Annotated in this window: 14 protein-coding genes; 3 read left to right on the top strand and 11 right to left on the bottom strand. The window is 60.0% G+C overall.

Going from position 1 to position 16,893, the window contains the following annotated elements; translation table 11 throughout:
* A complete protein-coding gene (trbL, locus tag AruPA_RS16865; protein ID WP_029313417.1) occupies positions 1-1,305 on the bottom strand; it encodes a P-type conjugative transfer protein TrbL in 1,305 nt (434 codons plus the stop codon).
* Positions 1,306-1,728: 423 nt separating this feature from the next.
* Between trbL and AruPA_RS16860 the strand changes: the two genes are divergently transcribed.
* Genes AruPA_RS16860 through AruPA_RS21835 form a run of 3 tightly spaced genes read left to right on the top strand, consistent with a single transcriptional unit; the run spans position 1,729 to position 5,179 of the window.
* A complete protein-coding gene (locus tag AruPA_RS16860) occupies positions 1,729-3,384 on the top strand; it encodes a Mu transposase C-terminal domain-containing protein (RefSeq protein WP_051657587.1) in 1,656 nt (551 codons plus the stop codon).
* Positions 3,381-4,283 carry a TniB family NTP-binding protein gene (locus AruPA_RS16855; protein WP_211252809.1) on the top strand — a complete coding sequence of 301 codons (903 nt, stop codon included), beginning with the start codon at positions 3,381-3,383 and terminating at the stop codon, positions 4,281-4,283. The genes AruPA_RS16860 and AruPA_RS16855 overlap by 4 nt, the downstream gene beginning before the upstream one ends.
* Positions 4,280-5,179 carry a TniQ family protein gene (locus AruPA_RS21835; RefSeq protein ID WP_408858885.1) on the top strand — a complete coding sequence of 300 codons (900 nt, stop codon included), beginning with the start codon at positions 4,280-4,282 and terminating at the stop codon, positions 5,177-5,179. The genes AruPA_RS16855 and AruPA_RS21835 overlap by 4 nt, the downstream gene beginning before the upstream one ends.
* Here the strand turns inward: AruPA_RS21835 and istB are convergent.
* The 10 genes from istB to mads1 form a co-directional block, all read right to left on the bottom strand.
* Positions 5,174-5,935, bottom strand: a complete 762-nt coding sequence (gene istB, locus AruPA_RS16850; protein WP_265637946.1) for an IS21-like element helper ATPase IstB — start codon at positions 5,933-5,935, stop codon at positions 5,174-5,176. The genes AruPA_RS21835 and istB overlap by 6 nt on opposite strands.
* A complete protein-coding gene (istA, locus tag AruPA_RS16845) occupies positions 5,935-7,476 on the bottom strand; it encodes an IS21 family transposase (protein ID WP_265637945.1) in 1,542 nt (513 codons plus the stop codon). The genes istB and istA overlap by 1 nt, the downstream gene beginning before the upstream one ends.
* A 503-nt stretch (positions 7,477-7,979) precedes the next feature.
* On the bottom strand, positions 7,980-9,191 hold the full coding sequence (locus tag AruPA_RS16840) for a hypothetical protein (protein ID WP_265637944.1): 1,212 nt from the start codon (positions 9,189-9,191) through the stop codon (positions 7,980-7,982).
* A 4-nt stretch (positions 9,192-9,195) separates the two neighbouring features.
* Entirely contained in the window at positions 9,196-12,861 is a 3,666-nt protein-coding gene (brxC, locus tag AruPA_RS16835) for a BREX system P-loop protein BrxC (RefSeq protein ID WP_265637943.1), read from the bottom strand.
* A 22-nt stretch (positions 12,862-12,883) separates the two neighbouring features.
* The gene (locus AruPA_RS16830) at positions 12,884-13,105 is read right to left on the bottom strand and encodes a BREX protein BrxB domain-containing protein (RefSeq protein ID WP_265637942.1); all 222 of its coding nucleotides are present in this window, start codon (positions 13,103-13,105) and stop codon (positions 12,884-12,886) included.
* A 169-nt stretch (positions 13,106-13,274) separates the two neighbouring features.
* Positions 13,275-14,621, bottom strand: coding sequence for an IS1380 family transposase (locus tag AruPA_RS16825; protein ID WP_076454865.1), 1,347 nt, complete (start codon positions 14,619-14,621; stop codon positions 13,275-13,277).
* Between the two features lie 64 nt (positions 14,622-14,685).
* A complete protein-coding gene (locus AruPA_RS16820) occupies positions 14,686-15,081 on the bottom strand; it encodes a hypothetical protein (protein WP_265637941.1) in 396 nt (131 codons plus the stop codon).
* Positions 15,062-15,850 (bottom strand): BrxA family protein, encoded by a 789-nt coding sequence (locus AruPA_RS16815; RefSeq protein WP_265637940.1) that lies wholly within the window; start codon positions 15,848-15,850, stop codon positions 15,062-15,064. The genes AruPA_RS16820 and AruPA_RS16815 overlap by 20 nt, the downstream gene beginning before the upstream one ends.
* Positions 15,847-16,338, bottom strand: a complete 492-nt coding sequence (locus tag AruPA_RS16810) for a BrxE family protein (protein ID WP_265637939.1) — start codon at positions 16,336-16,338, stop codon at positions 15,847-15,849. Before AruPA_RS16810 ends, AruPA_RS16815 begins: the two co-directional genes overlap by 4 nt.
* Positions 16,339-16,411: 73 nt before the next feature.
* Positions 16,412-16,606: a methylation-associated defense system helix-turn-helix domain-containing protein MAD1 gene (gene mads1, locus AruPA_RS16805; RefSeq protein WP_265637938.1), complete on the bottom strand. Its 195-nt coding sequence runs from the start codon at positions 16,604-16,606 to the stop codon at positions 16,412-16,414.
* Positions 16,607-16,893 lie beyond the last annotated feature (287 nt).

Below are 16,893 nucleotides of genomic sequence, written 5' to 3'. Positions count from 1 at the left end.
CTATTCCCCTTCGGAAAGATCAACGGAATGACCGCCGCCATGAGCATCGCCGGATTTAACGGCATGGGTCGCTGCGGACACGCCCCGGCTCATCACCTGGCCGCGTTGCATGCGTTTCGCCCAAGCGGGCGGGTCATTGACCGATCCGCTCGGCTGGGCCGTACCGCTGGCACCGGCCTCACCCCCGGACGCGGAGCCACTTCCCGTCACGGCCTTGCCACCCGCGTCAAAGCTGCTGGCGAGGCTGGCTGCGCCGCGGCGCAGCGGGCTGGTGACCGCCGAAGCTGTCTTGGCGGCGCCGGTGGTGATGACGCCAGAGGCGCCACCGGCGCCATAGGCAGCCGACGCGCCGCCTGCGAGGGCCGCACCGCCACGGGCAACGCCACCGGCGGCACCGGCAGCGGCGCCAATCCCGCCCGCCGCCATGCCCACGCCCGCCGCCCCTGTGGCGATAATGCCGGCACCGGCGGCGGCTGTGGCCACGGCGGCGCCCGCGCCAAGCTGCGGGCCGCCGGAGACCAGGCCATTGGCGATGCCGGGACAGAAGATACCAAGCCCGAGCAGCGAAAGCGCCGCCAGTACCAGCGACATCGCATCCTCGATCGTCGGCTGCGCGTTGCCGAAGCCGGCAGTGAACTGCGAGAACAGCGTCGAGCCGATGCCGACGACAACGGCGAGCACCAGCACCTTGATGCCGGAGGAGACGACATTGCCGAGCACCCGCTCGGCGGCAAAGGCTGTCTTGCCGAACAGGCCGAACGGGATCAGCACGAAGCCGGCGAGCGTCGTCAGCTTGAACTCGATTAGCGTCACGAAGAGCTGGATCGCCAGGATGAAGAAGGCGAGGATCACCACGATCCAGGCAAACAGCAGCACGATGATCTGAATGAAGTTCTCGAAGAAGCTGACATAGCCCATCAAGCCGGAAATCGAGGCGAGGATCGGCTTGCCGGCATCAAAGCCAACCGCGGCGATGCGGCCAGGCTCCAGGAACGAGGCTTCGGAGAGGCCGGTGCCGGAGGCCAGCAGGCCAAGACCGGCGAAGCTCTGGAAGACGATGCGGGCAAGTGTCGTCCAGTTGCCGATCAGATAGGCGAAGACGCCGACGAACAGAGTTTTCCTGACCAGGCGGCCAATGATGTCCTCGTCACTCCCCCAGGACCAGAACAAAGCCGCGAGCGTCACGTCAATCACGATCAGCGTGGTGGCGAGATAGGCCATCTGGGGCTTGAGCAGCCCAAAGCCGCTATCGATGTACTGGGTAAAGACGTTGAGGAACTGGTCAATGACCCCGGCGCCGCCCATGACGCTATTTTTCTCCTGGCGCGGCGGCGGGATCAGGTCGGCTTATTGCAAATGGTCGTTCTGTTGGCTGAGGCGGGGCCTTCCGCGATGGCGCTGATGACGACCGGACGTTACTTGGCGGGGCCACATCGGCGGCGGCCGCGTGCTGTGCCGAAGATACCGACACTGGGATATGCTGAGGCGGCGGTGAAGCGCGAGGCACAGCAGAACGTCGGGACACAGCGGACGCTGATTCACCGGAGGCAAAGAATTGCCGGCGGTTTTCTGCCCAGACTCGTTCGCAAGTGTCAGTTTCCCTTAAAGAGTAGATTCTGGAAGGGGCATTTCGTTGATTTTGCTGGGTGGCGATACGGCGAAATTTCCCTTGATGTGTAGACTTATCCCGTAGACAGTAGACTCACTTTCGTGGAAGGAGGCGTCTCATTGTCTCGGTTAACGGACCTTCACGACTATGACACCCGCGTTTGGGCGCTTGGGCAGCAGCGTCTCAAGGTCGTGGCGGCTCTAGCCACTGCGGAGCGTACCGACAAGAAGTCGATTGAGGCGGCCGCGTGGGAACTCGGTATCAGCCGAGCCTATTGCTATCGGCTGCTTCGGCGTTACCGTGAGAACCCGACCGTTACGCGGCTAATGCCGCAATCACGTGGCCGCGTGTGTGGGCGCAGGTTCCTTGATCCGGCAGTCGACGCTGTCGTTGAAGCGGCGATAGACGAGTTTTATCTGACACCGGAACGTCCGACGATGGCCGCCCTGGTGCAGGAAGTCGCGCGGCGTTGTGCTCGAAAATCGCTCAAGGCGCCGACATACAAGGCGGTTCTTGCACGGGTGAGGGCTCGCAAAATACGGGACGTGCTTAAAAAGCGAGAGGGCGTGGCGCGCGCTCGTGCCGTGACGGCGAGGGTCGCCGGTCACTTGGTATCCGACGGCCCGTTTGCACTTGTGCAGATTGACCATACCCTGACCGACGTCATTGTGGTGGCCGAGGGGAGCCGGCTGCCCATTGGCCGTCCATGGCTGACGTTGGCGATCGACGTTGCCACGCGGGCGGTTGCCGGGTTTTACCTGAGTCTCGAACGACCCTCGGCGCTCGCGGTTGCGTTGGTATTGAGCCACGTTGTTCTCCCGAAAGACAGATATTTGCGGGGCAGGAGAGTGGACGTTGCGTGGCCAATGTATGGCATTCCGGATCGTATTCATCTCGATAATGCAAAGGAATTTCATTCGCAAGCGCTTTCACGAGGGGTTCAGCAATATGGGATCAAGGTCGATCACCGGCCGCCTGCGCAACCTCACTGGGGCGGGCACATCGAAAGGCTGATCGGAACGATGATGGGGGCTGTGCATCTGCTGCCAGGCTCCACGTCCAGCAACACCATACAGCGCGGGGCTTACGATTCGGAGGCAGCAGCCGTGATGACGATGGGGGAACTCGAAACCTGGCTCGTGCATCAGATCGCTGGTGTCTATCACCACTCAGTGCATCGGGCGCTTGGCAAAGCACCGATTACGGCGTGGACCGAGGCAGTAGCGCAGGCGAGCCGACCGTTGAGAACCGCGCCAAATGCGGACAAGTTTTATCTTGATTTCTTGCCGTTCCGGAAGCGAAGTGTTCAACGCGGCGGCGTCTCGCTGTTCAACGTCACTTACTCTGACGCCGTCATCTCAACTTTCTTGTCCAGGCCACGCCAAAAATTCCTGATTCGATATGACCCGCGCGACATGTCGCAAGTCTATTTGCGTGATAACGATGGTGCGTATTGGCCAATTCCCTATAGCGACCGCCGCTTACCTGCTGTCACGCTATCCGAGATCAACGCAGTGCGCCGACAGCTGCTGGATGCCGGTCACAAACGGCTTACACAAAGCAAGGTTTTCGAGGCGTTGGACCGGCAACGTGAACTGATCGAGCAGGCTACCCTAAAGAGCAAAGGGGCTCGGCGCGATCTCGATCGTGCGCGGCGCGGGCTGCGCGAAGCGGAAGCTTCGGCGGCTGCCCCGGTCGAAAGATCGGCAGACATAGAAGGTGCCGAGGACAACATCAGTCCGATTACCCCGTTTGCCGTGGAGGAGTGGTCGTGACCGACTATCAACATCTTGCAATCGAGCACCGAGCTGTTGCGGACCTGCCTGACGCAGACCGTATCCAGTGGATCCGCGCCGAGCGATGGATCAACCATCCTAACGCCGAGTTGGCCTTGGCATGCATGACCGACCTGCTCACCTATCCGCAGCGCAACCGTATGCCCTGCTTGCTAATTCATGGCCGGACCGGCATGGGAAAGACAATGATCCTGAAGAAATTCCATCGGGACCACCCCAAAATCGCCGACCCAAGGGTCGGTGTCACCCAAACTCCGGTTGTCCTGATGCAGTTGCCGCCTGAACCGACCGAGGTGCCCTTCTATGAGGAACTTCTTGGCGCGATGGGGTTGCCACTAGTGGGAGAAGTCAGCAGGACACGGGCACGTCGCATGGCGCGTGAGGCGCTCAAGATCATCGGCGCCCGAATACTCGTTATCGATGAAATCCACGCTCTCCTGGTCGGCGGTGATCGGCAGCAGCGCATTTTCCTCAATGTGATCCGCTTGTTGGCCAATGATCTGGAAATGCCGCTCGTGTGCGCTGGAACGCCGGAGGCTCGGCGAGCGCTGTTGACGGACAATGGACTGGCAGACCGTTTCGAATCCGTGGAGTTGCCCCGCTGGACCAATGGCCTGGAGTTCCGCCGCCTGCTGGCAAGTTTTGCCGCTATCCTCCCGTTGCGCAATCCATCGGACCTCGATCACGAGAAGATACGTTTGGCCATCCTGAAGCTGTCCGACGGAGTCACCGTCCGGATTGTCCGGCTGCTCGAATGGCTGGCAATTGATGCAATCCAACGGGGAACGGAGTGCATCGAAGTTACCAGCTTCGACGCACTGCCTAAACGTGCGCCACTACTCTCCATGGAACGTCGCCGCCCGGAGTTCGCGTCCTGAGCCAGCGGCGCAAAGTCGCTGTCGAACCGGTAGCGCTTCCGATTGTTCCGCCTTATGAGGAAGATGAACTCATCTCCTCGTGGCTCGCTCGTGTCGCGCGCTTTTATGGACACTCTGTTGCCGGATTGCTCTCCGAGAACGGCCTGGAGCCAAGCAAAATCGATCTCGCAGCGGTTGACATTGGTCTGGCTGGTGCGCCGGTCGCTCAAATGGCGTTCCTACTCAACATCACCGTAAACACACTTACTGCGCGCACGATATTGTCAGCCTATCCTTGGGCTATGAATGGCCTTGCTCGAGAGCGAGGCGTTTTCTCGTTCAGTTTATCGGCCCCCTTGCGACCAGCGGCGTGCTCGTGGTGCTTGGAGGAACAGAAAGCGACACGGGGTTTCTCGTGGATGCGGCGAGAGTGGGTTTTGGCCTGTCGCACCATGTGTTCCCGGCATTCGGTTCGGCTGATCGAGGTCCGCGAGGGAGGCGTTGGTCCTGGATGGGAGGATTTCTTCAAGCGTCACCCTCGCGTGCAGCAAGCCACGTGCGCCGGACCTCACACTTTAGCGGCCTGCCCGTGGCCAGTGTCGCAGCCAGACGCCGGCGCGATCGGTCAGTTGAATGAGCAATTGCTGCAGGTCCAGAACATCCTGGCGGCAGATCCGAATCGCGGTAAGCGAGGCGCATCTGACGACGCAGTCAGGCTGGCGCTTACGATTGAAGACGTTTTATGGGCGTTAACCAGGGCCGATCGAGCCTTTCCGGAACGTCTCGTGGCTGTGACAATCGATTTTGGCCCACTTGTGCTGATGAATTCTGGCCCACCTCCGGGGGTTGGACAGGCAGTGCCGCCCCGCGGGGCGGCACTGCCTGTCAGCGGTTGTTTTTCTCCTTCCTGTTCATGATTTGCTGGCCGTCCGTTGCGCCGTGGTGCGACGGAAGCGGTAGGAGTCCGTGCCGGTTGTGATGATGTGGGCACGGTCGGTCAGGCGGTCGATCAGCGCCTTGCACAGGCGCGGATTGGGAATGACCTGCGACCATTCGGAGAACGGCAGATTGGTGGTGACGATCACCGCCGCCTTCTCCGCCCGGTCGGCGATCACCTGGAACATCAACTCGCACGCGGTCTCCGCCAGCGGCACGTAGCCGAGCTCGTCAATGCAGATCAGGTCGAGCCGTTCCCAGCGGCCGAGTGCGCGGCTGAGCTGGTTGGCGTGCGCCGCCTCAGCCAGTTCGTTGATCATCGCGGTCGCCGTGGTGAACCGCACCCGCCGGCGCTGACGGCAGGCGGCCACGCATAACCCCGTCGCCAGATGCGTCTTCCCTGTGCCCGCTTCGCCGATCAACAGGATCGGCTCCGCCTTGGTCACGTAATCGCCCGCGGCGAGATCACGCAGTTGCGCCGCCGAGACGCCCGAGCGATCGAACTCGAACCCCTCCAACGTCTTCATCCTGGGCAGCCTGGCTTCCTTCAGCAGTCGCGCGATCGCATGACTTTCACGCTCCTCCATCTCGGCCGCGAGCAGGGCTTCGAGATACCCGATGTGCGATTGCTTCTCGCGAACCGCCGCCTCGGCCAGGTGTGCGAACTGGCCGGCGATGGTCGGCATCCGCAGCGCCTTGCACTGCTGGCGGATCGTCTGGTCCTGCAGGTCGCTCATCACGCATGCCCCCGGCAAGGTGCTGTGAGCAGCGTGTCGTAATCGGCGACGCTCGGCATCGGCCGATCGTAACGGGCCAGCTCGCCCACATCGATCGGGGTCGCTCTGGTCTTGTTCAACCGCGCCTCGGTCAGCAGGTAACGCACCGCCCCCACATCGCAGGCCCCGAGCGAGACGGTGGTGGTGATCGCCGTACGCAGCCGATCATGGCCGAATTCCTGGCCGAGCAGCAGCACGGTGATCATCGCGTGCGTGCCCTTCTCCTTGCCGTGGCGTGCCCGCAACCGGGCCCATAATACGTCGTAGCTGTCGGGCCAGCGGCCTGCGGCGCGCCATTGCGCCAAGGGCTTGGAGCCCGCGAACGCGCCTGGCTTGTGGTTCAGCACCTCGAGATAATGCTCGAGGTCGAGCACATGCTGGCACCGCTGATGGCAACGCTCATGGCGGGCAATCTGCTTGCCGGCGTACCAGATCTCGACATGCAGCGGCCGGATCCGCGCCTCCACCCGTGTACCGACCTTCACTGGCACCGAGTAGAAATTTGTCTTCACCAGGACACAGCCGTGCTTGTCGACCAGCGGGAAGGCGATCTCGGCGATGTCGAACCCCTCGGTCGCGCATGGCAGCAGATGGTCGCGCTCCACATTCATCGTGGTGCCCACCGTGTCGATCCGCCCGGCCAGGACGCGCGCTTCATCGGCCCGGCAATCGGCGAGCAGGCTGGCGTTCAGCGCGTCGAGATCGGCCATAGCGGGGACTGGCACCAGATGATTGCGCCGGAAATATCCGCCTTCACCCTCGATGCCGCCCTTCTCATGACCCTGGGCCGGATTGCAGAATTCAGCGCTGAACCGCCAATGCGAGCGGAACGCCACGAACCGCACCGTCTCCTCGCGCCGATGGCCGCGCAGGATCTTGCGCACCGCACTCGCCAGATTGTCATACCGCAGCAGGCGGAAGACCCCACCGAAATACGCGAACGCCATCTCGTGCGCCTCGAGAAACGCCTGCTGGGTCGCGCTGAGATACGCCCGGTGGAACGCCGCCCCGCTCGCCATCGAACGCATCGCGAAGACCTGAACCTTGGTGCGCTCACCCTCGAAATCGACCCAGGCTTCATACCAATCGACCTGCGCCTCATGGCCCAGCTCGTAGCTCTGCGGCACGAAGGTCTCGCGCCGGATCAGCCCGATCTGGTGCTTGCGCTCGCGCACATGGTTGCGCACCGTCGATTCCGCGACCGATACGCCAGGAAACTCGGTCAGGATCCGCCGGTAAATCCGCCGCGCCGTATGCCGCTGCTTGCGCGGCGCCCGCTGGTCCGCCTCCAAAACACTGTCGATGAACGCCACCACAGCATCCAACTTCGGCTTCACCCGCGCCGGATACTGATGCACAGGCGGCACCGCGCCCGCCAGCGCCTGGCGGACCATCCGCCGATGAACACCGAATTTTGCCGCAACACCGGCTACCGTGCCGATCCCAAACTCATGCTCTCGACGTAGCTGCTCGAATAATTCCACTTTGGCTTTCCAGTCCATATTTGGCTCCTCGATCGTGCCGAGGAGACCCTACGTTCGACGATGGAGGTGGGCCAAAATTCGCCATCACTGCTGGGCCAAAATTCAGTAGCAAAGCCAGTCTCGCCTATGAGGCATTCGCTTTTCATGTCTTTGATAGCGAATGGCATTTAGCGCGGCGTCGTTCAGTGGTACCAGCGGATTACACACGTTTCGGCGTTCATGTCCGTCACTCGATGATGGCATCAGCCACGGCCATCGCTAGCGGCGACACCTTGCCGTTCGGATTGTGCTTGCCGCGTGTCTCGTCGGATAACGAACTCGCTTTCCTACTCTTTATTCTCAGCGAATCTGATGCGCAGGAACTGGTTCAGCGCAGCTGTCAGTGGCCGGAACGGTCACGAATTGCATTGCTTGACGGTAAACGCCAACCCAGCAGTTAATAAAGTTCGCACTGATGGTTTCTGCGAAATCAACCATAGAGTCTACAGTTTAAGGGAAATCGGCGCCGCCTTCCGCAGAATCTACTCTTTAAGGGAAACTGACACGTGCCAAGCCCGCTGCGCGCGCAGCCATAGGGCCATTGATGCGATCTGCGCCGCGCGTGGGTCGATGTCGACACCGTAGATATTTTGCTCGACGATCAACCGCGGTACGTCGCGCAGGAATTCCATCTCGTCGGCGTACGTCCGGCAGAGTGGCTTTAGGCCGGGCGTGCCGCCGGTTTCGGTGTCTAGGCAGCCTGGTCCATAGCTCTGCTCCCACGCCCAGGCCTCGCGATAAATCTCCAGAAAGAGATCGAAGGCGTAAAGCCCGAAATGCATCGATCCGCAGGCGGGGTCGAGCAGCCTGATGGTGCGGGGGTCGCGCAGCCGCTGCGTTGCTTGGGGCTGTTCGTCCGGCTTGACCAGCAGATACTGGCAGCGGTCTTGCAATCCGGTCCGCCCGCCTGTCCAATTGAACCACAGTCGACCCAAGGTGTTGTCGACTAGGAACTCAACCACATAACGCGGCGTAAAGAATTGGTTGCGCACCGCCAGTTCACGGCTGTTGCGTGGGCCCTTAGAGCCACCCTGTTTGGGGTCTCGCATACGCTTTCGTTCATCGGCATCGTTGAAATACTGGTAGATCCAGCCAATGGTTTCGTCCTCGCCCCAGAGCGGTGCGATGTCGGTGGCATTGACCAGATCGAGCAGCGGCAGCAGAGCGGCCTCGCGAGGGAATAGCCGGCCGTTAGGATAATGGCGGTCGAACAGAGTGGGCAGGTCTGCGCTGTAGAGATCGCACAGGCTGAGCAGGAACACGCGGTAGGTGTCGCCCGTCTCACCCAAGGCCGACCCGGCCACCCGTTGGTAAAGCTGAAACGCTTTGGACTGATAGCCCTTGGCCACGCACTCCATGACCAGCCCACGAGCCTCCATCATCCTTAGTGCCGCAAGGCGGTTCAGCGTAGTGAAGGCCTGCTCACGCACCATGCGGCCCAAGACGGCTTTCCGTACCTCTCCTGACTGGCCGATGGCGGATGCCAGGTAGTGGTCAAAAATCTGGCGAAGGATACGAGCCGTCTCGAGACGTTGGTCATCAAGCTTCAGGGCATCTAGCGATGCGACATCGCCGGACTCTGGATCGAGGCCATAGTCTTGCTGGAACTGGTTGGTAAACTCAGTCGTTAGAACGGTACGGGCGTCACCAACGAATTTCTGCAGCCGCCCACGGGTGGCGTCATCGAACGCCATCTTCTCATTCCCCCTTCAGGACGAGATCGATATCGGTGTCGGCAAGCACCCTGCGCAGGGCGTGCAGGGTCGCAATCAAATTGTCCAGGTCGGACACGCTGGCGATGGTTGCAGGCAGCGAAATTTGCCGTCGTCCACGCACTTCGGGTCTGTTCGTCAGCGGTGGGCTTTGACCCTCCGCCCACCCGCTTTGCGATGTTTGCTCGGGGGTCACTGGATACACAATGGGAGGCGGAGATCGACGCGCTCGTCCCTCCGTGACGATTTTTGCTTTCGTCTCAGCGATCGTGGACTCGATATCGAATTGCCGTGAGATTAGGCGCTTGAGCCCAGCCATGTCGGCGGGGACGGCAATCGCCAGGCCCTGAATTTTCGACAGCGTGCCAGCTTGCTCCTCGGCGGTGAACTCATCCCATTCCGGAAGCAGCGATAGCTCAGTCTCGGCTGCCAGCAGCCGATCGGCCTGAGCCTTCGCCATATCAGTGGACGCAGACGCGACGCGTCCTTCTATGGACGTCAGACGCGTGTTCAGATCAGGCCGGTGTTTGAAAAAGTCTTCACGTGCCAGAAGATCGGTCACTGCTTCCAGGTCATCTCGCACGTTGTCGCGAAGGTCACGGGGTATGCCGGTGCCTGGGAGATCTGAGATGTCGCGTTCCAATGTACGAAGCGAACTGACGACCTCGCCGATCCCCTGATCGAACGCAATTTTCGCGGCGATCGCCCATCTCAATGCGTCGTAGAGGGGTGACTGTTCGGCGCCAAAGCGTTGCGGAGCGTCGGACGCATCGGACAGCAATAGGTCTGCGATTTGCTGGTTCACAGACTGAACGGCATCCACGCCCGGCAGTTGGATCGAACGCAGTCGCTCTGCCAGCGGGGCAAGCCGGTGTTGGAGCTGGGGGAGCAGCTTCTGCGCGGCCTTGCCGATATCCTCCTCCAGGGGAACGATCTGCTCACCCGAGAGATCGGTCAGCCGCTCGGCAGCCCTGGCGAGCACTTCCATAGAGGGGCGGTCATCGCGCAGCGCCACGCCCACCGACTTGAACGAGTTGTTGGTTTTCAGCGCATCGATGGCCTGCTGGCCGGCGACAGTCACCTCGCGGCCGGAAACCTTGAGCTTGATCTCCCCGGCGATCAGCTGCGCGGCCAGAATGTAACGGACCGTGTCTGGCGACCAACCAAATGGGGGACCGGAGAAGTGGTCAAGAATACGCTTACCCTCGACGGTCCCGTTGCGCTCCAGAAAGTCCTTGATGCTCACCAGTGCTTTATGATCCGTGCGGATTGAAGGCGTCCCGCCGGACACTTGAACGAGGCCGAGTGGGTCGATTTGGGAGGTGACAGCACGCAAGCTGGGGATACGGAGAAGCTTTTCGGCCAGCGCCGTCTCCACGCGCTCCGCAGCTTCCTGATAGCGTTCGAACACCCGTTCGGCTGCTTCTTTGAGGTGCTTGCGGCTGGCATCGGCGAGATTCTGGTCGAGGCTGTCGACTGCAGTGACCCGTCCTCTGAATACGAATGAGCCCTGAGCCAATCCTCGCGTGATCTTTTGTGATAGATCTGCGGCGTAGCGCGCCGAGCGTTCGATCTGGCTTTGGCAATATTCTTTGACCTCTTGGTCGGGGTCATTCCGATGGAGTTCGACGATTCGTTGGCTGCGGCAGATTTCTGCGACCATCTCGTCGCTTTCCGCGGACCGCCTGGCGAGCAAAAAGATCGTGTTTTCGGATGAGCGGTGCCGGGATTCGTCGGTGAGACGGGAACGCATGGCCTCGTAGTCAGCCGCATCCGCAAATGCCACCACCGTCTGGATCGTGTCGCGTTCGCCAGCGAGTGACACTTGTTGGCCAGCGACGAGATGCTTCAGGCCGGAGCTTACCGATAGAGAGCCATGCAGACGAACCGTTGGGAGCGGATCGAACACCTCCTTGAGCGCCTCGTTGAAAACGCGGCGCATGTCCGGCGTGCGCGGGGCGAGCTGCGATCGCTCCAGTTCGACATCGTTCAGCTTCTCGCTGAAAAATCGGAGTGATCCGTCGTTTTCGCCAAGCGGAACGATTGAGTCCTTCAGGAGGCGATCGACCGCTTGCTTGACTGCATTGGCCATGGACGCTGATGCGATCCCGGGGTGCATCAATGCCGAGACATTGGGCTCGCTCACCGGAAGGTTTCCCAGGATTTGGAGAACCGCCGCAGTCTTCGCGACGCCCTGGCACAATTCGTCATCCGGAAACCGGATGAGTGCCTTCTCGACCGCGTGGTATATCGAAGGGAAGGCGCGCCGGATGTCTTTGTCGAGCGCATCATAGAGTGTGACGGTCGTCGCGAGCCATCCCACATCGCGGTCTGCGACTGGCTTCAGGGAACCGACCCCTTCCACCAGGATGTCCTGAATGACCTTGATCGCCGATCGGAGACCGATTCCACCGGTCGACTTGGCCAACGCGCCTAGAAGGTGGAGCAGGATATCGAAGTGGGCCGGCAGGAAGGGATACAGGTTGGTGAAGGTGTCACGGTCGAAGCCGGCATCGTAGAATTTGGCGTCAGTCAGCTTGGTGTGCTGGCGGAGAGCCTGGCCGTTCTGGTCGAACAGCGTGCCCAGGGCGGATGCACCGGCGGAGGATTTCCCCAGCAAACGGCGATAACAGATCTCCCGAATATCGCTGGATTCGAGCGCGACGCTGATCGGAAATCGATCTTTGAGTTTGTACAGCTCGGGGGAGTTCAGGGTCGCCCGCGGGTCATCTTCGGTCAGTGTCTGCTGGGCCGTGCCCATGACCCAGACTTTCCCGCCACCGAGGTCCTTCAGATTTTGCGCCAAGCCCTGGAGATCGAGGATTTTGGGCTGCTGGCTGCCGACATACTGCCCGATCTCGTCGATGACGAAAATAATATGCTCCTTACCCGATACATCTCGAACAACGTCGATCATCTCCTGAACGCGATCATTCATGAGATAAATGACGTCGCTGCTCACCGTGGTGAACGCTTGATCGGTTCGGAACAGGGTCGGATAGAGTTTGTGTGCGATCTGTGGAATCAGGCTATCAACGACCAAATCGTCGTTTTGGAAATCCTTCCAAATTTGGCCGGTTTCGGCGTGAAAAGCCGACTCGAATTCTCCATAGCGGCCCTCCTTGCGGAGGCGACGCTCAAGAGCTGCGACCTTCAAGTTTCGTGAGTAGCCGGCGTATTGAAGGACCTTATAGTAGAGGACAGTTGAGACCTCCGCCATTGTCGCGCCAGCGATTTGCTCGCTGGCGAGGTCGAGCATCACCACGGCGGCCGGAAACCTGGCAGCAAGCTTTGAAAGGAGTGCTCTGGTTTGCGGACGATGCAGCCGGTCTTGAAGGTGACGGAGAAATGGCTTGCCATCGATCATGACCCGCTCGTCAAAGGCCAGACCGAGATATTTCGTGAACGAGCTCTTTCCTGAACCATAAAATCCCGAGACCCAAACGCCAATTTCATGGCCCTCGCCGGTTTCCATGGCCGCCTGCATCTTCTCTAGGAGCTGCTCAAGCTGCTGCTCGATGCCCTCGGTGACGATGTACTCGGATATCTCCGCCTTGAGCCTCTGTTCCTGCGACGCTTGGTAGGTGATGACCTTCTCGATTGACCGATGAATATCGCGGCTGGCATCAAAGAGTGTTCGGATCTGAGTCATGGGATTCTCACGATGTTGGTGCTCAGCCGCCGACATGGACGGAGCGATAATTGCCGTCTTCTGGGTAGAAGCCGAGGAACCGAAGGCGTGTCTTCCCTGTCCGCGTTCCTGGGTACAGGAACACGGTTGGGACGTGGAACTTGCCTTGGAGCTGAGCTTCGATCGCGCCGATCCGAAGATAGGGGTGCAGCGCCTCGAGGTCGGTGACGAGCATGATCGTCGATTTCTGACCCTCTAGCCGCATTTATTCATGAGGGCGTTTCATTCAATTCTTCTACAATTAGCTATGCAACCTGACGTCGTGGGCGCGTGACGACTCACCGGCCGCTCTGGGCTGGTTTTGATGAGCTTGGCGATGTGTCGGCGCTGGAGTTGGATGAGATCGGGACCGGTCGGGGCAACCGCCCCTGGGCTCAGACCAGTAACCTGGGCAGTCTGGCCAGAGCGTAGCGGAGAATGACCTGATCCGGCATCGATCGCGGCAGATGCAGGCGAATTGATTTCTTCAATGTCTCGACCTGGACGGCGAGTTTGATCAGGCGTAGCCGCAAGGTATCGAACTGGATACCACGCCAGCGTGAGCGACGCGGCATCAGGGAGCGAAAACTCCACATCAGACAATATGCACCGATATGCAGGAACAGGCGCATCTGGTTGGCGCTGGCCCGCGAGCACGAGGTGCGGTCGGCCGCGAGATGGGTCTTCCACGCCTTGATGTGATTTTCAGCCTGGCCGCGCGCGCAGTAGATGTTTTGATACAGGGTGCGTGGCGATCCAGCCTTCAGGTTGGTGACGATAAAGCGGGTATCGACCCCCATCGGTCCGGCCTCGACGCGCGCGATGATCCGCTCGACGCGGTCCCAGCTTGCCGCACCATCATGGAACTCCTTGAACCTCCGAACTTTCTCGCCCGGTGTCTGTTCCGCCCGGGCCGCGGTGCTGGCCTCCAGAGCGATGACGTGTTTGCGCAGCGTCGATGTCGGCGCAACACCGAAGATGTAACTCAGGTCGCGCGCGCGACAGAAACGCAGCACTTCCGGCGTGCAGTAGTGGGAATCGCCGCGCAGCATGATCGCGGTGCGCGGCCAGTGGCCACGGATGGCATCGATCAGGCGGCGCAGCCATTTGACGATCTGGCTCCCTTTCGGTCGGCATGCGGGGCGCAGCACGGCGGCGATCATACGGCCGTCACCATCGAACACCACGATCGGCTGGAAACCGTATTCATCGTGGTGCGCGTTGAACAAACAGAGTTGCTGTGCGCCGTGGACGGCATCGAAGGTATCGTCGATGTCGAGCACGATGCTGTTGGGCACTCTACGGAAACTCGAGCAATAATGCTCGACCATCGCCATGCCCATGCGCAGCAGCGCGCGGGGTCCGGGCAGGTTCTCAGTGCGCGAGATCGTTGCCTGTGAGCACAAATCCCCCGCCTCGGGCAGGCGCTCCATCGCGAGCTTGAAGATCGGATCGCGGCGCAACCTGTCCGCGTCGTTGCCATCCTCGTAGCCGGCCGCGATCATCAGCATGCGAAACCGGATGATTTCGTCGAGCCCATGGATCACACGCCCAGGCGCACGAGGATCATCGATGCATGCGGCCAAACGACTTGCGATGCCGAGCCGTTGCTCGATGGCGCGTAACCCCAGCAACCCCCCGTCGGAGGAGAGCAGATCGCCGTCGAACCGGGCCTCGATCGACTTGCCGGCGACAGGTGACAGACCAGGGAGAATTGGAGTATTTGCAACCGAGGCGAGCATGGTGTTCCGTCGTGGTGAAGTTTTGTCTCAACAACAAATACTTACAACGAATCAACGGTTTACGCTATGCTCGCCGACCTTCATGCATAATGCGGGCTAGCGCCGCAAGTTTTTCCTCTAGGCGTCCTTGCAGGCGTCGCTGTACAGTCAGTGCATTTCCGAGCGCTTTGTTCGTCCGCTGCCAAGCGAGAGGTTCCTTCTTGTCTGCTTCCAACCAGATTTTGCGAAGCGGGGCCTTTGCAAGTATGTCGGCAACGTGCTCGGCGATGGAGAACGTTTCCATCCGCCACCCGTTATTTCTGAGCTTGGAGGTCCATGCTGGCATTAGGAGCTTTGCCTCGAGCAGGTCCCGCGGGTGGAAGACCAGATAGAAAATTGGCTCGAAGCTGGCATGGGCGAAGTCCCGGCCGGCTTCAACACGGCGGATCAATTCGTCGAAGTCAGACCTGAGCGATGCCATTGGCGAGGTCCTCCATCGATTTATATTTCCATGTCACGTGGGTCACAGATCCAGCCGACTGAACAATCAGCTCGCCACGAAGGGATAAACGTTTTAGCTCGCCTATCACATCATCGGCCTCAAGGCCGAAGAGAGCCCAGTCCTCGCTTCTCACGACGGCGTTGTCTCCAAGACCTAGGAAATGCAATTCGTGAGCCAAAATCGATGCGACCGGAGGTGTGATCCTAAATGTGCTGATTGGCCGAGCCTCGGCCTTCATTGCACCGAGCAACCCAAAGTCCGCGCACGCTCCCAGCAGGTAGCGGCTCATGCGGATGATGGTTGACTCTGACCAGCGGCTGGTTGTTCGGCCGTTCGAAATCGCCGAAGTGATGAACCCTCGAGCATCCTCTTTCGAGACGGTGCCTGCTCCTGCTTCATAGCGAGCCCAATACACTTGCCGGACAAAATCGCCCAAAATTCGGTTTGCCCGGCATGTGAAGAGGAAGAAGAGCGATCGCAATTCGTCTTTCGGAAGGAGACCGACTAACGACTTCAGCAGATCCGCCGGTTCGGAACCGTTCACGAGGTAGCGCGGACAAAATGCTTCGATGATGATGTTGCGCAGGCGGCGAGCCGACATCGTTGAGAAGGCGCCCGAGGCCAAAGCTACTTTCAGGAGATCCTGCCCTACCATTCCTGGCCGCCAAAGCTCAAGCAGCATGATAGTCTCGCGCACAAGCCCGAGGCCGGCCTGGAGTTGGGTGGTATATTTGGCCGCAGGGCTCATGGTTTCTCGGAGAAATATGGGAAACATTGGACGCCCGCGGCAAAAGCGGCCGCATATAGGCTAGCAGCAATGCTGATCCAATCCGGTTTACCGAGATCGTCTGCTGAACCGATGGAAATAGGACCCTGCTTGGCCTCGATTGATGCAGCGGCTAAAACTGAAAGCTGCTTATTCGCCACTTCCGGCGATAGGGTCCCCGTTGCCACACCGTTTTCGGCGGATGATAGGCCATCGAATAGACGTTGCTCGGTTGCTTCGGGGAGCCTGAACAGATGAAAAACTCGACCGACGCCTATCCTCTCGTCATGCACACGTTTGCCGGCCTCAACGATACCTTGATATCGCGCGTGCATTGTGTTCGCGCCAAAGACCGGCAGTAGGAATGCGCTACTGGTTGGCGACATAAAACTGGACGGCCACCAACCTGCCTGTTCCTTCTCTCCGAGAAGCCCTATCGCAAAACGCATTGTAAGGATTGCCTGAATCAATGGCTTTCCTCCCCGCTGCCGAGTGACCGGAGTAGTGGCCATGGTTGCGACTTAGAGCCTGAAAGCTGCATGATCACCGCGCTGGGTCGTCGAGGCGCGTGGGCTTCTGTTGTTCGATCCAAGCGTCGATGTCCTCCCGCTTGAACCGCCATTGGCCGCGGACCTTGAACGCCGGGATCTCGGCGTTTCGTGCCATTGTGTAGACGGTCTTTCCCCCGACCTTTAGCAAAGTGGCCACGTCCGGTAACGTCAGTATCTCGTCCTGCATGGCTTGCCCCTTTAGGACAATGATGCCAAACAATGCCAGACGTTGCCGAAGTTTACCAGAGTCATTTCGTGTGGAGCGACTAAATCCATGCCTGGCGGCATCCTGGAGTGTTTGGACATAATGAACGGCACAATCTTCGAGTGCCTAGGAGAACACCCAACGTAGATAAATAGCAGCGGATCGCCGGAAGGTGGCCAGATCCAGCGAATCTATAAGAACCCTCCTTAATCAACTTGCCATGCCTATCCGGCTAAGGGGGGGCAACCTCCCGCCTGCCTTGCAAGATA

The sequence above is a fragment of the Acidiphilium sp. PA genome (assembly GCF_026191915.1).
Classification (GTDB): domain Bacteria; phylum Pseudomonadota; class Alphaproteobacteria; order Acetobacterales; family Acetobacteraceae; genus Acidiphilium.
This window is presented reverse-complemented; position numbering and strand designations above follow the sequence as displayed.